This is a genomic window from Neisseria dentiae, from assembly GCF_024580525.1.
Taxonomy (GTDB): Bacteria; Pseudomonadota; Gammaproteobacteria; order Burkholderiales; family Neisseriaceae; genus Neisseria; species Neisseria dentiae_A.
Map to the genome: position 1 here is coordinate 1 of NZ_JANIKQ010000015.1, position 19,575 is coordinate 19,575.

Genomic DNA, 19,575 nt, shown 5'->3' on the forward strand with positions numbered 1-19,575 from the left:
GATGGGGTGGGCGGTGGGGCCGGCGTCTTCGGGGAACTGGTGCGCGCGCAGCATGGCAACGTTTTCGATGCGGCAGGTGGCGTGGCTGATGCGGTCGGCGGAAAACTCTTGATCGCGGAACACGGTGAGGCCTTCTTTGAGCGAAAGCTGGAACCAGTCGCGGCAGGTTACGCGGTTGCCCGTCCAGTTGTGGAAATATTCGTGGGCGATTACGCTTTCGACGGCGGCGAAGTCGGCGTCGGTGGCGGTGCGGCTGTCGGCCAGCACGTATTTGGTGTTGAAAATGTTGAGGCCTTTGTTTTCCATTGCGCCCATGTTGAAGTCGCCCACGGCCACAACCATATAGATATCGAGGTCGTATTCTAGGTTGAAGCGGGTTTCGTCCCATTTCATCGCGTGTTTGAGCGATTGAACGGCAAAATCGACCTTGCCCGCATCTTCGGCGCGGGTGTAAAACTCAATGGCCACTTCGCGCCCGCTCATGGTGGTGAAGCTGTCGCGAGTGAGGCTCAAATCGCCCGCCACCAAGGCAAACAGATAGCTGGGTTTGGCAAACGGGTCGGCCCATTTTACCCAATGGCGGCCGTCTGAAAGCGTGCCGCTGCCGACTTTGTTGCCGTTGGAAAGCAGCACGGGATAGCGTTCGGCATCGGCGGTGATGGTGGTGGCGAACACCGACATCACGTCGGGGCGGTCGGGGTAGAAGGTGATTTTGCGGAAGCCCTCCGGCTCGCATTGGGTAAACAGGTTGCCGCCGCTTTCATACAAACCCATCAGCGATTTGTTTTCAGACGGCCTGATTAAGGTTTCAACCGTTACCGTAAACGGCTCTGCGGGCACGTTTGCCAACACCAGTTTTTCGTCGGCCAGCGTGTAGTCTGCTACCGCTTGGCCGTTAACGGCAACCGACAATAATTGTGCGGAGCCGTTGAGCACCAGCGGTTCGCCCGCCTGCTGCGGCAACACCGATAAATGCGCTTTTACATGGGTGTGCGCATCTTGGATATCGAAATATAGGTCGGTGGCAGAAACAAGGTAGGCCGGGGCTTGGTAGTCTTTCAGATAATGTATGGTTTTGCTCATTGTGGGTTCTTTCGCGAAAGGGCGGCAAAAGCGGCATTATATAACGGCCGCGTGGTTTTTCAGACGGCCTCAACTGTTGCAAAGCCGGGTTCAGGGCGTGGTCGCCGATGCTGCATTCGCTTTGCGCATCATGGCTTTGAGCGGGGCGGCGGTGTTGCGGCGTATGGTTTCGTTTTTCATTTTGCCCGTGTTTTCGCCCCACACCGCCAGCGCGGCGCCGATGATTCTGCCCGTGTCGGCGGTGGCGTTGCTGCGGTTTTCGCCGTCCCACACGCCCAAGTGCCAGCGTTTTTCGATGTCTTGCGCCGAAAAACCGGCATCGTGGGCGAAATCGCGTTTGCCGTTGGGCACCAAATAAAGGTAATACGAATTGTAGTTCAACACCGAAAAACCTTTGGCGGTCAGCTCGGGCAGCGAGGCGCGCATGGCGCGGCGCGTTTGGGCGGCCTGTTTGTCGGCGGGGTTGCCGTCGTAACTCCAATAGGTGATTTCGATGTCGCGGTTCAGTTTGCCGACCGTGCTGTTGATCAGGCCGTCGTTCCACATGCGGGTTTTCAGCCCTTTGGCCGCCAGATGCGCGGCCAGCGTGTTGGCATAATCGATAAATTCATGATTGCTCTCGGCGCTGTAACCGAATTCGTCGCCGCCGATGTGGAAATGCTTGCTGCGGTTGAACGTTTCGGCCGTTTCGTCGATCAGCGCCTTCACAAAAGCCACGCTCTCGGGGCGGGTGATGTCGATTTCGTCGTCGGCCATTTTCGATTTCAGCGCGCGCACATAATCTTTGCCGTGTTTGTGGGTTAACAGCGTGAAGATGCCGTTCATATGGTTGGGGCTGCCCACTTCGGGCACGATCTCGATATTTTTAGCGGCGGCGTAGCGGATAATCGTGCGCATCTGCCGGCGGCTCAGAAACGGCTTGCCGGTTTTGGGGTTGGTATAAACACCGCTGCGGCTGCGTTTGGCGGTTTCAACCGTTTGGCCGAGCAGGGCGCTTTCGAGTGCGTAGTTTTCATGGTCGGAAAAATGCAGGTGCAGAAACTGCCCGCCCGAAGCGGCCAGCATGTCGATGAATTTTTTGATTTCGCGCTCGGAATAAAAGCGGCGGGCGGTGTCGAGCATCAGGCCGTTTTGCTTGGCTGCCTGCCGGGGTTGTGCCGCGGCGGGCGCAGATTGCGCTTTTTGCGGCTCGGGTTCCGCGCCGTGGCAGGCGGCGGTGGGGAAGATTAGGGCAAACAGCATCAGGCCGGCAGCCAGCCGGCGGGAGCGTGAAAAGGGCAGTTGCGGAAACATCAGTTATCGCTAAACGTTTGGTATGGGGTGAAACTTATAACGCGGATTGTTTTTAAATTATGCTAAATTTGTTAATAATTTAATTAGGTGTACGGCATAAACGGCGGTGCAGGCCGTCTGAAAGCCGGTTATGCCCTTATCCGCTGCTTGCCGTATATCGGGCTGATTTCGATAAAAACAATTTAAAAACATATTGTTATAACGATTTTCTTGGCTCGGTTGGCGCAAATCGGCTATAATCCCGCTTATTTTCGATTCTGTAACACACAGGCCGTCTGAAACCGTTCAGGCGGTTTTCAGCCGGAGCAAAACCATTATGATGACACTCTATTCGGGCATCACCTGCCCGTTCAGCCAACGCTGCCGTTTCGTATTGTTTGAAAAAGGCATGGATTTTGAAATCAAAGATGTCGATATCTTCAACAAGCCCGAAGATTTGGCGATCATGAACCCCTATAACCAAGTGCCCGTTTTGGTTGAGCGCGACCTGATTCTGCACGAATCCAACATCATTAACGAATACATCGACGAACGCTTTCCCCACCCGCAGCTGATGCCCGGCGATCCGGTGATGCGCGGCCGCGGCCGGTTGGTGCTGTTCCGCATGGAAAAAGAATTGTTCAGCCACGTGAAAGTGCTCGAATCGCCCGAGGCAGGCAGCAAAGAGCAGGCCAAAGCCCGCGAAGCCATTGCCCAAGGGCTTACCATGCTGGCGCCGTCTTTCGCCAAAACCAAATACATCATGGGCGAAGATTTTTCGATGATTGATGTCGCCCTGTCGCCGCTGCTGTGGCGTTTGGATCACTACGACATCAAGCTGGGCAAATCGGCCGCGCCGATTCTGAAATACGCCGAACGCATTTTCCAGCGCGATGCCTTCATCGAGGCGCTCACCCCCGCCGAAAAAGCCATGCGCCGTTAAACCCCGCAGGGGTTGGCCGTCTGAAGCCGCCTTTATCGAAAGGAATGCCGCCATGACCACTACCACCAGCACCAAACCCTACCTGCTGCGCGCGCTTTACGAATGGTGTTTGGACAACAACCAAACCCCGCACATCGTTGCCTGGGTAAACGAGCACACCCGCGTGCCCATGCAATATGTGCGCGACAACGAAATCGTGCTGAACATCGGCACCATCGCCAGCCATGCGCTGACGATAGACAACGAATGGATACACTTTTCCGCCCGCTTCGGCGGCGTGGCGCATGAAATCTGGATTCCCGTCGGGCACGTTATCAGCATTTTCGCCCGCGAAAGCGGCGAAGGCATGGGGTTTGAAGTAGAGCCTTATCAAACGGAAAGCGAGAAAAAAGGCGGCGACGCGCTGCATCTGGTGGAAAAAGAACAGCAGGAAACCGAACCTGCCGATCCGTCCGAAAACGGCGGCGGCAAACCCAAAAAAGGGTTGAAGCTGGTGAAATAGGGCGGTTTGCCAAACGTCTCGGCCATAAAAACCAAGGCCGTCTGAAAAGGTTTTCAGACGGCCTGTTTCATTGATTCGTAAAGGTTTTACGCCTTGTCGTGCAGTTCGGCCGCATGGAGCGTATTTTCCAGCAGCGTGGCAATCGTCATCGGGCCGACGCCGCCGGGCACGGGCGTAATCATCGATGCGCGCTCTTTGGCCACATCGAATTCCACATCGCCGCACAATTTGCCGTTGTCCAAACGGTTGATGCCCACATCGATAACCACCGCGCCGGGCTTGATCCATTCGCCTTTCACAAAGTTCGGAATGCCCACGCCGGCCACCACGATATCGGCGGCGGCCACTTCGTCGGCAAGGTTTTGGGTTTTGCTGTGGCAGATGGTTACGGTGGCGCGCGCCAGCAGAAGCTCCAGCATTTGCGGGCGGCCCACGATATTCGATGCGCCCACCACCACGGCTTTTTTACCTTCGGGGTTGATGCCGTAGGCTTCGAGCAGGGTCATCACGCCTTTGGGGGTGCAGGGGCGCATCAGCGGCATTTTTACCACCAGGCGGCCGACGTTGTAGGGATGGAAGCCGTCCACGTCTTTATGGGGCAGAATGCGCTCGAGCACGGCTTGGCTGTCGATTTGCTTGGGCAGCGGCAGCTGCACCAAAATACCGTCCACATCGGGGTTGGCGTTCAAACTGTCAACCAATTGCAATAAGTCTTCCTGCGAAGTTTCTGCCGGCAGCTCGTAAGAGAGCGATTTGAAGCCCACTTTTTCACACGCCAGTTTTTTGTTGCGCACATAAACCGCGCTGGCCGGGTCGTCTCCAACCAGCACCACGGCCAGGCAGGGCGTGCGCAAACCGGCGGCGCGGCGCGCGGCGGTTTCTTGGGCGACTTTTTCTAAACGTTGCTGGGAAATTTCTTTGCCGTTAATCAGTTGGGCAGTCATGGCGGAGATATCCTTTGCTGGCAGGGGAATAGGTGAAGAGCGCGGATTATCGCATTTTCGGCGCAGGTTTTCACTTGTTTTCTGAAGTTTTTGCCGGCCGGCGGCGCGGCCAAGTGTCCTAAATCATAAAGCAAATGAAACAGATAGCATAAGCGTAAAGCTTTTTGCCGGCGGCAGGGCTTGACGTTTGCCGCGCCCCTCGGTATAGTTCGGCTTTCTCGTCGGGGCGTAGCGCAGTCTGGTTAGCGCACCTGTTTTGGGAACAGGGGGTCGTGAGTTCGAATCCCACCGCCCCGACCAGGTCCCGAAACAAACAAGCCCGATTAAGGCGCGAACACCGCAACGCGCCCGTAGCTCAACCGGATAGAGCACCCGCCTTCTAAGCGGGCGGTTACAGGTTCGATTCCTGTCGGGCGTGCCAGAACAGACAAGTTTTCTTGCGGTGGCTGTAGCTCAGTTGGTAGAGCCCCGGATTGTGATTCCGGTTGTCGTGGGTTCGAGCCCCATCAGCCACCCCAAATTCCGAAACCCGTGTATAAACGCATGCACGGGTTTTCTCTTTTGTATTCTTGCTTTTCAGACGGCCTGTAAGGCTTCCGGCCGCTTGAAAATGCCGTTGCGTGCCCGCTTTCCCAAAACGCGCCGCTTCGGTATCATTTGGGCATCTTAAATCCTTTTCAGAAAGCCGCATGATGAGCAACTGGCCTTTGCCTGCTTTTGAACACAAAATCTGCCCGCCCGAAGAGTTGGCTGCGCGCATCGCCGGGCTGCCGCGCCCGCTGGTGTTTACCAACGGCTGTTTCGATATTCTGCACCGCGGCCATGTAACTTATCTGGCGCAGGCGCGGGAAACGGGGGCGGCGCTGGTGTTGGCGCTGAATACCGACGCTTCGGTGAGGCGGCAGGGGAAAGGCAGCGACCGTCCGATCAACATGCTCGAAAACCGCGCCGCCGTGGCCGCCGCATTGGCCTGTGTGGACGTGGTTACCTGGTTCGACGACGACACCCCCGCCGTGTTGATAGAGGCTGTCAAGCCCGATATTCTGGTCAAAGGCGGCGACTGGCCGGTGGAAAAAATCGTCGGCGCGCCGGAAACGCTTGCGCGCGGCGGTAAAGTGTATTCGATTCCGTTTCTGCACCAAACGTCCACCACTCAAACGCTGGCAAAAATTCGTGCCGCAGAGGGGGCAGGGCAGAAATGATGCCGCTCAAACCGCAGCATTGGAAACTGCTGGCCGCACTTTCAGACGGCCTGCCGCAACATGTTTCGGCGTTGGGTTTGGCCGCCGGCGTGAAGCCGCAGCAAATTAACGGGTTGTGGCAGCAGATGCCGCCCCACATCCGCGGCCTGCTGCGCCAGCACGACGGCCAATGGCGGCTGGTGCGTCCGCTGGCGGTGTTCAACGAAGAACAGTTGCGGCAAATCGGTGTGCAACACGGTTTTCAGACGGCCTTGTATTACGAATGCACATCAAGCAACGATATCGTGCTGGAAGCGGCCAAAACCTCACCGCAGCAAGCCGACGGCCTGCTGGTGTTGGCGCACAGCCAGAGCAGAGGACGCGGCCGGCAGGGCAAAGTGTGGCAAAACCGTTTGGGCGAATGCCTGATGTTCAGCTTCGGCAGCGTGTTTGAGCAACCGCAGCACGAATTGGGCGCACTCGCACCCGTTGTGGCTTTGGCCTGCCATGCCGCTTTAACCAAGCTCGGCGTGCCCGTGCAAATCAAATGGCCGAACGATTTGGTGGTGGGGCGGCACAAGCTCGGCGGCATCTTGATCGAAACCGTGCGCAGCGGCGGCAAAACCGTTGCCGTGATAGGCATAGGCATCAATTTCGTGCTGCCCAAAGAAGTGGAGGATGCGGTTTCGGTGCAGGCGGCGGTTTCCGCCGGCGCACAGCCCGTGAGTGCCGCCGCGTTGCTGTCGGCCTTGCTGCGGGAACTCGAAACCGTGCTCGGCCGTTACAGGCAGCACGGGTTCGCCCCGTTTCTGGCGGTATATCAGGCCGCCAACCGCGACCACAACCGCCCCGTGCGCCTGTTGCAAAACGGCGAAACCGTTTATGAAGGCGTAGCGGCAGGCATTACCGAGCAAGGTGCTTTGCGGCTGCAAACCGAAAGCGGCGAGCGTATCGTGGTGAACGGCGAAATCAGCCTGCGCCCCGGCGACAATCTCCCCCCCGTTCAGACGGCCACGGCAGAAAGATATTTGCTGCTCGACGGTGGTAACAGCCAGTTGAAATGGACATGGGTGGAAAACGGCAGTATCGTTCACACCGGCCGCGCACCCTACCGCGATTTGGCTCTGCTCGGCACAGAATGGCAGGAGCGCGGCGGGAATGATGTGCGCATTGTCGGCAGCGCCGTGTGCGGCGAAACTAAAAAAGCCCAAGCCGCCGCGCAATTGCCGCAACCGGTCGAGTGGCTGTCTTCCATGCCGCAGGCGTTGGGCATACGCAACCATTACCGCAATCACACCGAGCACGGTGCCGACCGCTGGTTTAACGCGCTGGGCAGCCGCCGTTTCACACAAAACGCCTGTGTCGTGGTCAGCTGCGGCACCGCCGTAACGGTGGACGCACTCACCGACGACAACCACTATCTCGGCGGCACCATCATGCCGGGCTTCCACCTGATGAAAGAAGCCATGGCTTTGAAAACCGCCAACCTCAACCGCCCGATAGGGCGCGTGTATCCCTTTCCCACCACCACCGCCAACGCGCTGGCCAGCGGCATGATGGATGCCGTCTGCGGGTCGGTATTGCTGATGCACGTGCGGTTGCGCGAAAAAGTGGGCGCAGACAAACCCGTCGACCTGATTATCACGGGCGGCGGCGCGCCCAAAGTGGTGCAGGCATTGCCAGCGTCATTTGTTTTGGACAATACAGTTAAAATTGTAGATAATCTCGTCATTTACGGCTTACTTAACTGGATACAACAACAATGAAATGGCTATTTGCCGTGCTGGTGGCGTTAAACATCATCGTTTTTGGAGGAATGGTTGCCAGCCGCGTCGTAGAAAAACAAAGAAATGCCTCCGTGCCTGCACAGAGTGTGGGTGTTCCGCAACAACAACCGCCGTCAGCTCCGGTAGAAATTTTACGCCCGGCCGCGGTTTCCACTCCGGAATGGGTTGCCGTGCCGACTCCGGTCGCCGCTGCTTCGGAAGCCGCCGCTTCGGCCGCTTCCGAACCCGAAAGCGAAGAAGCGCGGTTGGCACGGGAGAAGGCGGAGCAGGAAGCCAAAGAAAAAGAGGCTAAAGAGCTGGAAGAAAAAGCCCGGAAAGAGCGCGAAGAAAAGGCCAAGCGCGAGCAGCTGGAAAAAGAAAAAGCCAAACGCGAACAGGAACAGCAAAAAGCCGCCGAAGCCAAAAAAGAAAGCAGCCAATGCATCTCTTCCGCATCAGTAACGCTTAACGAAGACGATTACCACCGCATCAAAGGGCTGTTGCGCCAGTGGCCGCACGCCGCTTCGCGCACGGTTGAAAAACGCAATGCTTCGGGTGAGGACGGCCAAGTGCAGAAAACCTACCGCGTGTTGGTTTCGGCAGACGGCGATGCCGCTGCCATGCTCGATAGCCTGGCAGCCAAAGGATTCAGCGGCAGCATTTACGAAGGCAGCATCAGCGTGGGTGTTACCGGCAGCCGTTCCGCCGCCCAAGTGCTGATTTCGCGCTTGGCGACCGCAGGTTTCGGCGGCACCCGCATCCACGAACAGGAAGAGCGCAGCGCTTCTTCCGGTGGCGGCCTGAGTGTGGCTAAAATGCAGGTAACGTTTATGGATGTGGACGATAAATCGGCGCAGGAAATCCAAAAAGTGGTTTCACGCTACGGCAAACTGAACCGCAGGGCGTGCAGATAAGAAAACGGGCGTTTTGCCTAGCAGTAAAAATACCCGGGTGTTGCCCGGGTATTTTTTACGGAGCTTGTTGGGAAAAACGGACGGGAATCTTTGCAAAACCCGTTCAGGCCGTCTGAAATACCCAACCGCCGTTATGCTTTGATTAAGCCCGGGCATGACGCAGATGTTTTCAAGGCTGATATGGATTTTACAAAAATCGCAGGCCGTCTGAAAAGAAAGTTTTCAGACGGCCTGTTTCCAATCCGCTATTAAGCGGCGGTGCGTACCTACCAGTTGAACAATACCAAACTCAAGGCAATCACCGCCATGCCCGAAGTCAGGCCGTATACCGTTTCGTGGCCGTCTGAATAACGTTTGGCGGCCGGCAGCAGCTCGTCCAACGCCAAAAACACCATCACGCCGGCAATCAGGCCGAAGATGGCGCCGAACACGGCATCCGAAAGAAAAGGCTTCAACACAAAATAACCCAGCAAAGCCCCCAGCGGTTCGGCCAAGCCCGAAACCAGGCTGGCGGCAACCGTTAAGGCTTTGTTGCGGGTGGCGAAATAAACCGGTGCGGCTATCGAGATGCCTTCGGGAATATTGTGGACGGCAATCGCCAATGCCAGCGGTGTGCCCACAGCGGGGTTTTCCAGCGTGGCGAAAAAAGTGGCCAGCCCTTCGGGAAAGTTGTGGGCGGTGATGGCGAAGGCCGTCATCAAACCCACCCGGGCGATGTGGTGGCGTGATTTTTCGTGAAATTCGGGATCGTGTGCGTCTAAAGTGTCGTGCGGGTTGGGCACCAAACGGTCGATTAAGGCAACCGCTCCGAGTCCGGCCAAAAAAGCGAAAGTGGCGGCGGCAAAGCCCATGCTTTGCCCGTAGGCCGCGGTAAAAGCCTGTTGTGATTTGGAAAATATTTCGGTGAGCGACACATAAACCATCGCCCCGCCCGCAAACGCCAACCCGAACGAGAGCATACGCGGGTTGGGTGTTTTCGATAAAAACACCAACACGCTGCCCAGCACCGTTGCCAGCCCGGCGGCCAAGGTGATGCCGAACGCCACCGTTAGATTTTGCAGGGTAACCGCAATCATCGCATCGACTCTGACTATAAAAAAGCAAGCCTACCATTTTTCAACAAAAGAGAATAGTTCTCAAACGGAAATTTCTGCAAGAATGGGCTAAAATAGCAGGCCGCCACCCATTGATTCTGATTAAGGAAACGAAATGCCCTTGCCCGTTATTGCCGTTACATCCGGCGAACCCTCAGGTATCGGCCCCGATATCTGCCTCGACCTGCCCGCCGCCGAGCTGCCCTGCCGCTTAGTGGTGCTGGGCGACAAAACCCTGTTGCAGGCGCGTGCCGACCGGTTGGGCAAAGCCGTTGTTTTGCAAGATTTCAACCTGGCAGCCGGGCAGCAGGAAGGTGTGTTGGAAGTGTTACATATCCCTTTGAAAGCCCCGTGCGAGGCAGGCCGTCTGAACGTTGAAAACGCCGCTTATGTGCTCGAACTGCTCGACACCGCCTACAACGGCATTCAAAACGGTACATTCGCCGCTATGGTAACCGCGCCGCTGCACAAAGGTATTATCAACGATGCCGGCGTGCCTTTTTCAGGCCACACCGAATACTTGGCCGAAAAAAGTGGCACGGGGCAGGTGGCGATGATGTTGGCGGGGGGCGGTTTGCGTGTGGCGCTGGCCACCACCCATCTGCCGTTGAAAGACGTGGCCGCCGCCATCACCCAACCGCAGCTTGAGTCGGTGGCGCAAATCGTACACCGCGATCTGCAAAAAAAATTCGGCATCGCCGCGCCGCGCATTTTGGTGGCGGGGCTGAACCCCCACGCGGGTGAGGGCGGCCATCTCGGGTATGAAGAAATCGACATCATCACCCCCGCGCTGAACAATCTGCGCACACAAGGCATAGATGTGCGCGGCCCTTATCCTGCCGACACTCTGTTTCAGCCGTTTATGCTGAAAGACGCCGATGCCGTGTTAACCATGTATCACGATCAGGGCCTGCCCGTGTTGAAATACGCCAGCTTCGGCAAAGGCGTGAATATTACGCTTGGCCTGCCGTTCGTGCGTACATCGGTCGATCACGGCACCGCACTCGATTTGGCGGGCACAGGCAAAGCCGATTCCGGCAGCCTGATGGTGGCGGTGGACACCGCGTTGGAAATGGCGCACCATAACAGCCGTTGAACTCAGAAAGGGCAACCCCATGACAGCAAACGGAAAACCGGCTGCAAACACAGCCAACATCAAACCCCAGCCTTACGAGAGCTTTGAAGAAACCGAACGCAAACGCGAAGAAGAAGCGTTGGCCGTCAACCCGCCTTTGAGCGAACGGCAGAAAGCCATCGTGCGCGAACAGTCGGGCATCAACCCGATAGAGCAGACCGTGAACGATGCGTTGAAAGATGCCGGCGAAGTGCCGGAAACCGAACGCAGGCCGGAAAAATAAACGCAAGGTTTCCCAACCCGGCCAGGCCGTCTGAAACATTTTCAGACGGCCTCTTTGCACACACACGCCCCGAAACCGCTATAATGGCCGCAAACCACAGCATGAAACCGAACACGACATGAGCGAACTCGACCATATTTTGGCTTTCAACCGAGAATTTGTAGATTCGGGCGAATATGCCCAATTTTTCACCAATAAATTTCCCGAACGCGAGTTGGCGATTTTATCGTGCATGGACGCACGCATGGTCGAACTGCTGCCGCGTGCTCTGGGGCTGAAAAACGGCGACGCCAAACTGATTAAAAACGCCGGCGCCCTCGTTACTCACCCTTGGGGTTCGGTGATGCGCAGCCTGCTGGTGGCCGTGTTTGAGCTGAAAGTTAAAGAAATCATGGTAATCGCCCACTACGATTGCGGTATGCGCGGCCTCAGCCCCGGCACCTTTCTCAACCATGCCCACCAAAACGGCATCCCCGACGATCGCATCACCACCTTGCGAAATGCCGGCATCGACCTCGACGGCTGGCTCACCGGCTTCGACAACGTAGAAGAAAGCGTGCGCCACACCGTCGGCATCATCCGCCGCCACCCGCTGATGCCCGACAACGTTGCCGTTCACGGCCTCGTTATCCACCCCACCACCGGCAAACTCACCGTGATTGTGGACGGTAAGGCCGAATGCCCCGTAGCACCTTAAGCTCATGAAAAAAATCGGACTTTTCGGCGGCACTTTCGACCCGCCCCACAACGGCCACCTGCATATCGCCCGTGCTTTCGCCGACGAGTTGGGTTTGGACATGGTGGTTTTTCTGCCCGCAGGCGACCCCTACCACAAAGAAGAAAGTACCCGCACCCCTGCAAAACACCGGCTGGCGATGACCGAATTGGCCGTTGCCGCCGACAGCCGTTTCGCCGTCAGCGACTGCGACATCGTGCGCGAAGGTGCAACCTACACCTTTGATACCGTACAAATTTTCCGCCAGCAGTTCCCCTCCGCCCAATTGTGGTGGCTGCTCGGCAGCGACAGCCTGCTCAAACTGCATACTTGGAAAAAATGGCAGACTCTGGTCAAACAAACCCACATTGCCGTTGCCGGCCGCTCCGGCGGCAATATCGCCCAAGCGCCGCAAGAGTTGCAAGGCTGGCTGGGGCAGGCCCTGCAAAACGGCAGCCTGAAACCGTTGCAGGCGCCGCTTTGCGATATCAGCTCCACCGAAATCCGCCGCCGCCTGCATAACGGCGAAAGCGCAGCGGGGCTGATAGACGGGCGTGTAGAAGCCTATATCAGGCAGCACGGCCTTTACCGCTAACGATTTTTCAGACGGCCTTATTTACCTTACAGCCCTAGGCCGTCTGAAACACTTTTAAATAAACAGGAAACGAAAATGAACGAACAAGAATTGCAAGACTTGCAAAAAATGGTTGAAATCGCCGTGAACGCCCTTGAAGACATCAAAGGCAAAGACATCACCGTGCTCGAAACCCAAGAAAAAACCTCCCTGTTCGCCCGCATGATTATTGCCAGCGGCGACAGCAACCGCCAAGTAAAGGCGCTGGCCAACAACGTGGCCGTTGATTTAAAAGAAGCCGGCTTTGAAATTCTCGGCAGCGAAGGCCAAGACGGCGGCGAATGGGCGCTAGTTGACGCCGGCGATTTGGTGGTGCACGTTATGTTGCCCGCCGTGCGCGACTTTTACGACATCGACACTCTGTGGGGCGGCGAAAAACCCTCGTTCCACGCCGGCGCACAAAAACCCTGGCACGCGGCCGACAATTAAACGCCCCCGACATTGCCGGAAAAAATATTTGCCGCCGTTCTGTATGGAAATGACGGCAAATATTTTTTCCGGCAAACGCAAAACGGAGCGGAGTTGTGCAAAAGTTTGAAACCGTATCCGCAGCCAAGGGGCGGCCGTCTGAAAAACCGTCCGCACGGTTTCGGAATGCAAGTATGCGTAAGCATAAAACGGCCAAATACAGATTGCGGTAAAAAAAAGTATAACGGCTTGCCCGCGGTGCCTGCCGCTGGTTAAATTGCAGCAGGCATTTTTGCAACACTAGAGGTATCCGAAATGAAAAACACACCGAAAACCCTGCTGCTTACCGGCATTATGGCGCTGTTTTCCGCCAGCGCTTTCGCCGCACCGCTGCCCGGTGAAATTTTCCAGCCGCGCGGCGCAGAAGTGATTAAGGCCGACCGCGGAGAGAGCGGCGACTTCGAGGCCGAGTTTCATGTGAGCAGCAACGAAGCCAGCGTGGAAGGGCTGGCCAACCAAGTGCGCGCCCACGCCCAGCGGCACGGCTTCAAAGTGGTGGAGTCCGACATCAAACGCGACGATGCCGGCCTGAAATTCACACGCCGCAACCAAGAGCTGGAAGTTTCCATCGAGCGCAACGATTACGGCATCATCGAATACAAAGCCGATTTGGATGCGAAAAAACAAGCGCCCAAAAGCAAATAAACCGGCAGAGCGATAACGCTGCCAGGCCGTCTGAAAGCGTTTCAGACGGCCTGTGTGCATATTGCCCGCCAATACAATATTCATTACAGCGCGCTACATTTTTGCCGCGATGTGCGTTAAAATCCGAAACGTTACGAAGTAAACGAAGGACACCAAACCATGTGGGATAAGAAATGGGTTATCGGCAACTGGAAAATGAACGGCCGCCTGCAAAACAATAACGCACTGATGCACCGCTTCCGCATTATGCCCACGGCCGATAGGGTGGTTATCGGCTTGGCCGCCCCCACCGTTTACCTGCTGCAACTGCACAACGCCATGCAGATTGTGCTCAACAACCGCATCCTCACCTGCGCGCAAGACGTGAGCCGGTTCCCCAATAACGGCGCCTACACCGGCGAAGTGTCCGCCGACATGATGGCCGACATCGGCGTGGATATCGTTTTGATCGGCCACTCGGAGCGCAGCCTGTATTTCGGCGAAAAAAACGAAATCCAGCGTCAAAAAATGGTGAACGTGCTAAACGTGGGGCTGACTCCGCTGCTTTGCGTGGGCGAGAGTCTGGAAGAGCGCGAAGCAGGGCGCGAACAAGAAATAATCGCCCACCAACTCTCGATTTTAGAAGGCTTGAACACCAAAAACATCGCCGTTGCCTACGAACCCGTATGGGCCATCGGCACCGGAAAAGTCGCCACCACGGGCCAAATTGCCGACATGCACGCGTTTATTCACAAACAAATCTTGTCATTATGCGGCAACGATGTTAATATCCGCATTCTTTACGGCGGAAGCGTCAACGCCGGCAACGCAGCCGACATTTTCGCCGTGCCGTATGTAGACGGCGCACTGGTAGGCGGAGCATCCCTGTCTTACGACTCGTTTACTGCCATCATTGATGCCGCACAAGAATCATAGGAATTATGGAAGCCTTTAAAACCGTTATCTGGATTATCAACATCTTCGCCGCCTTGGCCGTTATCGTGCTGGTTTTGATGCAGCACGGCAAAGGCGCGGATGCGGGCGCCACTTTCGGTTCGGGCAGCGGCAGCGCCCAAGGCGTGTTCGGTTCGGGCGGCAACGCCAACTTTTTAAGCCGCAGCACCGCCATCGCCGCCACCGTATTCTTTGCTACCTGCATGGCTATGGTTTACATTAATACCCATTCAAGCAAACACGGCTTGGATTTCAGCACGGTGCAACAGAGCCAGCCGGCGCAAACGCAGCAAAGCGCTCCCGTGCAAACCGCACCGCAAACGCCCGCTTCCTCAGCCCAATAGCAGCGTTTGGATATTGACAGTTTTTTTAAAAAATACAGTTTTTGCCGACATGGTGGAATTGGTAGACACGCTATCTTGAGGGGGTAGTGACCCTAGGTCGTTCGAGTTCAAGTCTCGATGTCGGCACCATTAAAAGAAAACAGCCCAATTTTCGGGCTGTTTTTTTACGTCTAATACCGTCTAATGCCATAAACCAAGATTCAAGCACAGTAAGGCTTACAGCCCGATTAATGGCATTTTTAGACAGCCTTAATTATCCAATACAGTAAAATCCCGTCTAATTGAATAAACCAAAAAACAGGGGTATATTTAGGGGTATCTGTAAAATACCCCTAAAAAAATACCCCCAAATGCCGCTAAATGACCGCCAAATAAAGAATGCCAAGCCCGCCGCCAAGCCATACAAACTAGCAGATGGTAAGGGCATGTTTTTGCAGGTTACACCCGCAGGCGGGAAGTTATGGCGGCTGAAATACCGCATAAACGGAAAAGAGAAGCTGTTATCAATCGGCAAGTATCCCACCGTTTCTTTAAGCGAAGCCCGAGAAGCCGCCGAAAATGCCCGCCGCATGATAGCAGCAGGCCAAGACCCTAGCGCAGCCAAGCAACAGGCCAAACAGGAACGGCAGGCCGCCCTACTGAATACCTTTGAAGCAATAACGCGCCGATGGCATAGCGAGAATCTGCACCGCTGGAAGCCTGATAACGCCGTGCGCATTTTGAACCACCTTGAAAAAGACGTTTTCCCATATATCGGCGGCCAACAGATAGACGGTATAGCCGTAGCAGATGTGAAAGCCGTAATCGAGCGCATAGCCGCCCGCAATGCGCCAGCCACCGCTGAAAAAATCAGGCAATGGATAGCCGCTGTTTACGGCTATGCAGCCATGCTTGAAATAACAGACCGCAACCCCGCCGCCCCGTTGCGGGGATTTTTGGCAAAGGCAGAAACCCGCCATTTGCCCGCCCTGCCGCGTGAAGAGCTAACTGAGTTTTTCCGACGGCTGTTACTGGCCGATATTGACCCGCAGAACCGTATAGCCGTTTTGCTGATTATGTTGGTATTTGTGCGAAGCACCGAGTTACGCGGCAGCAGATGGGAAGAAATCGACTATGCCGCCAAAACGTGGACTATCCCCGCCGAGCGAATGAAGCTACCCCGCGCCCACGTTATCCCGCTGGCCGATTGGCCGCTTGAGCTTTTGGCCGAACTTCAAACCACCACAGGCGGCAGCCCTTATCTGTTCCCCAGCCGCACAAAAACAACAGGATTTATCAGCGAAGCCACCCTAAACCGCATTATCGAGCGGCTAGGCTATAAAGGCACGGCCACGCCGCACGGATTCCGCAGCCTTGCAAGCAGCATTTTGAACGAGCAGGGATTTAACCCCGATGCCATCGAACGGCAGCTTGCCCATGTGCCTAAAGACAAAATCAGAGCCGCTTACAACAGGGCGGAATACTGGCCGCACAGAGCGGAATTTATGCAATGGTATTCAGACTATTTACGCGAGCGTTACAACGCCGCCCGCGCCCTGATTGACGCAGGCGGCCACGTTTAGGCCGTCTGAAAATTAAACCGCAAACCATGCCCGCCATTAGGCGGGTTTTTTTATGCTTTTCGCTTTTTTTCAAAACTTTGCAAAGGTGTTTTTTTACGGTGTTTTTTTCTCAAACGATTGATTTTTTAAAAAATCCGATTTTCATTTTTGTAACGCTGTTTCACGCGGTGTAACAACTTCAAAAAGTGAAATAACGTTTCATTTTCAGGTATTTACGCGGTTTGGTTTTTTTGTGGATTATTAAACAGATTTTTTAAATCGGGTTAAAAGGTTTTGGTGCTCAAAGCCCGTAATCTTTGCCTGCCTTTCCCGTAAACAGCAATAAAAGGAAATAAACATGAATAAATCAGAAAACATTATCAGGGTTAAACGGGTAGCCGAACGGCTAGGAATTTCCGTTGCCGCCGTTTGGAATAAAACCAACCCGAAACACCGCAGCTACTGCCCCGACTTTCCCAAGCCTTTCAAGGTTTCGGCCAACATCACGGGTTGGCTGGAAAGTGAAATCACTGCCTATATCGAAATGCTGGCCGCAACACGCACGGGGGCGCAATCATGACCGCATACGCCTACACCACCCGCGCCGAAATTCAGACGGCCTTTAACACGCTAGCCAAGCTGGAAAGCCGCCTTGAAAGCAAAGCGGCCAAGCTGAAAACCAAGATTGCCGCCATGAAGGCCAAACACGAAGCAGAAACCGCCGCCGATATGGCGGAAATATCCGCTATCCGCGCTGCCGTTTCCGTTTACGCCGAGCAGAACCGCGCCGAACTTACAGGCAATGGCAAAACCAAAACAGCCAAGATTGGCAACGGCTGCATTAAATGGCGTAAACAGCCCGCAAGAGTGGAAATTACAGGTGATATGGCGGCCATTTTTACCGCCCTGAAACGCCGCAAACTGGCACGATTTATCCGCGTGAAAGAAGAACTGGACAAGGCGGCCATTCTGAAAGAAGCAGCGGCCATCAAAACCCCGATTCAAGGCCTGAACATTATCAGCGGCGGGGAAGTTTTAAGCATTGAAACAGGAGGGGAATCATGACAACCACAATCAGCGGTTACGAAGTTTTAACCCACATTGAAGAGCAGGTTTCCGATGTTTTAAAAAAACGCGGAGTAGCCCCCGCGATTGTTGCAGCGGCAGCAATGGCGGTTTCAGACGGTATTTCTGAAATGTTCGGCGGGCAATTGGTTTACTTTAAAAAGCAAAGTGCTTTGAATGCGGAAGAACGCAACCTTACCATTATTGCCGATTTTGAAACTGGAGAATATTCCCGCGGAGAGTTAGCCCAAAAATACGGCGTTTCGGTTCAACACGTTTACAAAATCATCAAAGCGCATAAAGGGGGCGGCCATGAATCTAACCCTTAAACGCTTTCAAATATCGCGCACGGGCAAGCACCGCGATTCAAACGGCAACGAACATATTTTTACCCCCGAAACCCTGCAAAACGTAGCAGGGGAATACAATGCACGCCACCGCAAGGCCGCCCCGCTGTATATCGGCCACCCCGCCGTAAAAAACGGTACGGAGCGCACCACCGCCGAGCCTTTGGGCATTGTGAGCGGTTTGGAGTTTGAAAACGGCAACCTTTATGCCAATGCCTATGTTTCCGACAAGCTGCTAAACCTTGTCAGAAGCCGCACCTATCATGCCGTTTCCGCAGGTTTTGACAAGATACGCGGTTTATTGAGCCTGAACCATATAGCCTTTTTGAACAATCCTGCAATCAAAGATATGCAGCCGCTGAACTTTTCAGACGGCCAAGCGGGTTTTTTAACCTTTGTGAGCGATATTAATTTCAGCGAAGCCGCCCCAGCGTTTGCCAACGAATCGCAGAAGCTGGATTTTTTAGCCCGCCAATACCAACGGCAGCACCCGCAGGCAGATTATGCACAGGCCGTAAGAGCTTGTCTTCATCTTACCGATTATTGATTAACTAACCACCCGAAAGGAAAAACCATGACTAAAGCCAAAGCCGTGCAGGCCGCCCAAACCGCCTTAGCCGCATTTAAAAGCCAAGCGGCAAAAATCCATCAAGAGCGGGAAGACACCGCCACCGAAATCGCCAAGCTGAAAGCCGAAATCGGCCGCTTGGAAAATCTGCCCGTGAGTAAAAAAGATTTCGGCCTATTGCTGAAAGAACACATTGCCGCACAGGCGGAAGATGCCGAGAAACGCCTAATCGACACCCTAACCAGCGTAAAACGTGGTTTCGGCCAAGATGCCCCGATTGAAAAGCAGAGCTTCGACAAAATGGGCTTGAAAGCTTTGGAAGTTTCTACAATCGGCAAGGAAGAATACGGCACTTTGCGCCATAACTGGATTTTTTCAGATTGGCGGGCAGCGCACGGCAGCTTTTTGAGCGGGAATTTTTTCGATAAAGAAGACAGAATCCTTTCAGTTTTGTGTTATCTCTTCCCCGATGCAGTACATGACCGCATTATGCAAACCGTAAACAGCCATTACGGCGACAAATGGGGCAATGAAGAACTGCCAAGCGTAAGCGAACGCCGCGAAACCATTACCAACCTGCAAACAGAAATTTAGGGGCTGGAAAGCCGCCTTGTCGAGCTTGACGCGGCCATAGCTGAGTTTAACAGCCTTACCGCCCCCGCCCAAAATGCGGCCTTATCCGATAGTGAGCGTGCCATTTTGGCTATGTATAGTTAAAAACGCTTGACAAACGGAAAAACAGCGGGCGATAATGGCCGCGTTACTGTAAATCCAGTAACCAGCCGTGAGAAGCTGAAATCGAAAGGCAAATAGCCGCCACAGCGCAACCGAGTTTCTAGAAAACCTGATTGCCGCGCGGTTTTTTATTTGCATTCCCCTTGTTTTACCTTTTTTCAACGGCAGGCAGGGGCAGAGCGGGCGTTATGCCCACTGGTACTTTCGGCCAGTTTCTCACACTTTGCCCTTTGTCTGCCGCCCCACGCGTGAGAACGTGAGCGGCGGCGGAAAGACCCGAAAGAAAGGTAACAACATCATGAAAAATCAAACTTCTGCTTCTAAAAATTCCCCTGCATCTGAAACTTTGGCGGCTTTCCGCAATTCCGAAACCCCGCAATGTTTTTCAAATTATGACGGCTATTTGCTGAATGAAGCCGCCCATCTTCAAATAGAACGCGTAATTGATATGCTTGCCGCCATTTCGACCTTTTCACGCGGCTAAGACAAGCGCGAAGAACAGCTATTCAACACTATTTCATTT

Annotated in this window: 24 protein-coding genes and 4 tRNA genes; 24 read left to right on the forward strand and 4 right to left on the reverse strand. The window is 54.8% G+C overall.

The features are described 5' to 3' along the window. Positions 1–1,083, reverse strand: a 1,083-nt coding sequence (locus NQ012_RS09345) for a M1 family aminopeptidase (RefSeq protein WP_306440841.1), incomplete at its 3' end; no start/stop codon positions are given. A 90-nt stretch (positions 1,084–1,173) separates the two neighbouring features. Beyond that, complete coding sequence (locus NQ012_RS09350; protein ID WP_257067331.1) at positions 1,174–2,376, reverse strand: family 20 glycosylhydrolase; 1,203 nt, start codon at positions 2,374–2,376, stop codon at positions 1,174–1,176. Positions 2,377–2,692: 316 nt separating this feature from the next. Here NQ012_RS09350 and NQ012_RS09355 point away from each other — a divergent pair, with 316 nt between their 5' ends. Then, positions 2,693–3,298, forward strand: a complete 606-nt coding sequence (locus tag NQ012_RS09355) for a glutathione S-transferase N-terminal domain-containing protein (protein WP_085366849.1) — start codon at positions 2,693–2,695, stop codon at positions 3,296–3,298. A gap of 52 nt (positions 3,299–3,350) precedes the next feature. Further along, positions 3,351–3,800, forward strand: coding sequence for a ClpXP protease specificity-enhancing factor (locus NQ012_RS09360; RefSeq protein ID WP_085366848.1), 450 nt, complete (start codon positions 3,351–3,353; stop codon positions 3,798–3,800). 86 nt (positions 3,801–3,886) lie between these two features. Here NQ012_RS09360 and folD read toward each other — a convergent pair whose 3' ends face one another. Further along, entirely contained in the window at positions 3,887–4,744 is an 858-nt protein-coding gene (gene folD / locus NQ012_RS09365; RefSeq protein ID WP_257067332.1) for a bifunctional methylenetetrahydrofolate dehydrogenase/methenyltetrahydrofolate cyclohydrolase FolD, read from the reverse strand. A gap of 222 nt (positions 4,745–4,966) precedes the next feature. Between folD and NQ012_RS09370 the strand changes: the two genes are divergently transcribed. The 6 genes from NQ012_RS09370 to NQ012_RS09395 all read left to right on the forward strand — a co-directional run bounded on the left by NQ012_RS09370 (position 4,967) and on the right by NQ012_RS09395 (position 8,605). Continuing rightward, positions 4,967–5,044, forward strand: a tRNA-Pro gene (locus NQ012_RS09370). Positions 5,045–5,088: 44 nt separating this feature from the next. Continuing rightward, positions 5,089–5,165: transfer RNA gene (locus NQ012_RS09375), tRNA-Arg, on the forward strand. A 21-nt stretch (positions 5,166–5,186) separates the two neighbouring features. Beyond that, positions 5,187–5,262, forward strand: a tRNA-His gene (locus tag NQ012_RS09380). Positions 5,263–5,436: 174 nt separating this feature from the next. After that, the gene (locus NQ012_RS09385; protein ID WP_257067409.1) at positions 5,437–5,946 is read left to right on the forward strand and encodes an adenylyltransferase/cytidyltransferase family protein; all 510 of its coding nucleotides are present in this window, start codon (positions 5,437–5,439) and stop codon (positions 5,944–5,946) included. Beyond that, positions 5,943–7,691, forward strand: coding sequence for a bifunctional biotin--[acetyl-CoA-carboxylase] ligase/type III pantothenate kinase (locus NQ012_RS09390; protein WP_257067333.1), 1,749 nt, complete (start codon positions 5,943–5,945; stop codon positions 7,689–7,691). Before NQ012_RS09385 ends, NQ012_RS09390 begins: the two co-directional genes overlap by 4 nt. Next, complete coding sequence (locus tag NQ012_RS09395) at positions 7,688–8,605, forward strand: cell division protein (protein ID WP_257067334.1); 918 nt, start codon at positions 7,688–7,690, stop codon at positions 8,603–8,605. Before NQ012_RS09390 ends, NQ012_RS09395 begins: the two co-directional genes overlap by 4 nt. Positions 8,606–8,871: 266 nt before the next feature. Here NQ012_RS09395 and zupT read toward each other — a convergent pair whose 3' ends face one another. After that, a complete protein-coding gene (gene zupT / locus NQ012_RS09400) occupies positions 8,872–9,681 on the reverse strand; it encodes a zinc transporter ZupT (protein ID WP_257067335.1) in 810 nt (269 codons plus the stop codon). Between the two features lie 133 nt (positions 9,682–9,814). Between zupT and pdxA the strand changes: the two genes are divergently transcribed. The 16 genes from pdxA (at position 9,815) to NQ012_RS09480 (ending at position 19,536) form a co-directional block, all read left to right on the forward strand. Further along, a complete protein-coding gene (pdxA, locus tag NQ012_RS09405; protein WP_257067336.1) occupies positions 9,815–10,795 on the forward strand; it encodes a 4-hydroxythreonine-4-phosphate dehydrogenase PdxA in 981 nt (326 codons plus the stop codon). A gap of 19 nt (positions 10,796–10,814) precedes the next feature. Further along, entirely contained in the window at positions 10,815–11,057 is a 243-nt protein-coding gene (locus tag NQ012_RS09410; RefSeq protein ID WP_257067337.1) for a cytochrome-c oxidase, read from the forward strand. Positions 11,058–11,175: 118 nt separating this feature from the next. After that, on the forward strand, positions 11,176–11,754 hold the full coding sequence (locus NQ012_RS09415) for a beta-class carbonic anhydrase (RefSeq protein WP_257067338.1): 579 nt from the start codon (positions 11,176–11,178) through the stop codon (positions 11,752–11,754). Between the two features lie 4 nt (positions 11,755–11,758). Then, positions 11,759–12,367: a nicotinate-nucleotide adenylyltransferase gene (gene nadD / locus NQ012_RS09420; RefSeq protein ID WP_257067339.1), complete on the forward strand. Its 609-nt coding sequence runs from the start codon at positions 11,759–11,761 to the stop codon at positions 12,365–12,367. Positions 12,368–12,442: 75 nt separating this feature from the next. Then, a complete protein-coding gene (rsfS, locus tag NQ012_RS09425; RefSeq protein WP_085365385.1) occupies positions 12,443–12,835 on the forward strand; it encodes a ribosome silencing factor in 393 nt (130 codons plus the stop codon). Positions 12,836–13,129: 294 nt separating this feature from the next. Further along, positions 13,130–13,519, forward strand: coding sequence for a hypothetical protein (locus NQ012_RS09430; protein WP_257067340.1), 390 nt, complete (start codon positions 13,130–13,132; stop codon positions 13,517–13,519). 159 nt (positions 13,520–13,678) lie between these two features. After that, positions 13,679–14,434, forward strand: a complete 756-nt coding sequence (gene tpiA / locus NQ012_RS09435) for a triose-phosphate isomerase (RefSeq protein WP_257067341.1) — start codon at positions 13,679–13,681, stop codon at positions 14,432–14,434. A 5-nt stretch (positions 14,435–14,439) separates the two neighbouring features. Continuing rightward, positions 14,440–14,796, forward strand: a complete 357-nt coding sequence (secG, locus tag NQ012_RS09440) for a preprotein translocase subunit SecG (protein WP_085365388.1) — start codon at positions 14,440–14,442, stop codon at positions 14,794–14,796. Between the two features lie 43 nt (positions 14,797–14,839). Continuing rightward, positions 14,840–14,925 (forward strand) — tRNA-Leu (locus NQ012_RS09445). 221 nt (positions 14,926–15,146) lie between these two features. After that, positions 15,147–16,358, forward strand: coding sequence for a tyrosine-type recombinase/integrase (locus NQ012_RS09450; protein WP_257067343.1), 1,212 nt, complete (start codon positions 15,147–15,149; stop codon positions 16,356–16,358). A 337-nt stretch (positions 16,359–16,695) separates the two neighbouring features. After that, a complete protein-coding gene (locus tag NQ012_RS09455; RefSeq protein ID WP_257067344.1) occupies positions 16,696–16,917 on the forward strand; it encodes a helix-turn-helix transcriptional regulator in 222 nt (73 codons plus the stop codon). Beyond that, entirely contained in the window at positions 16,914–17,402 is a 489-nt protein-coding gene (locus tag NQ012_RS09460) for a host-nuclease inhibitor Gam family protein (RefSeq protein ID WP_257067345.1), read from the forward strand. Before NQ012_RS09455 ends, NQ012_RS09460 begins: the two co-directional genes overlap by 4 nt. Then, complete coding sequence (locus NQ012_RS09465; protein ID WP_257067346.1) at positions 17,399–17,731, forward strand: Mor transcription activator family protein; 333 nt, start codon at positions 17,399–17,401, stop codon at positions 17,729–17,731. The genes NQ012_RS09460 and NQ012_RS09465 overlap by 4 nt, the downstream gene beginning before the upstream one ends. Next, positions 17,715–18,296, forward strand: coding sequence for a hypothetical protein (locus tag NQ012_RS09470; protein ID WP_257067347.1), 582 nt, complete (start codon positions 17,715–17,717; stop codon positions 18,294–18,296). Before NQ012_RS09465 ends, NQ012_RS09470 begins: the two co-directional genes overlap by 17 nt. A gap of 27 nt (positions 18,297–18,323) precedes the next feature. Next, the gene (locus NQ012_RS09475) at positions 18,324–18,911 is read left to right on the forward strand and encodes a hypothetical protein (RefSeq protein ID WP_257067348.1); all 588 of its coding nucleotides are present in this window, start codon (positions 18,324–18,326) and stop codon (positions 18,909–18,911) included. 439 nt (positions 18,912–19,350) lie between these two features. Then, complete coding sequence (locus tag NQ012_RS09480) at positions 19,351–19,536, forward strand: hypothetical protein (protein WP_257067349.1); 186 nt, start codon at positions 19,351–19,353, stop codon at positions 19,534–19,536. Positions 19,537–19,575 lie beyond the last annotated feature (39 nt).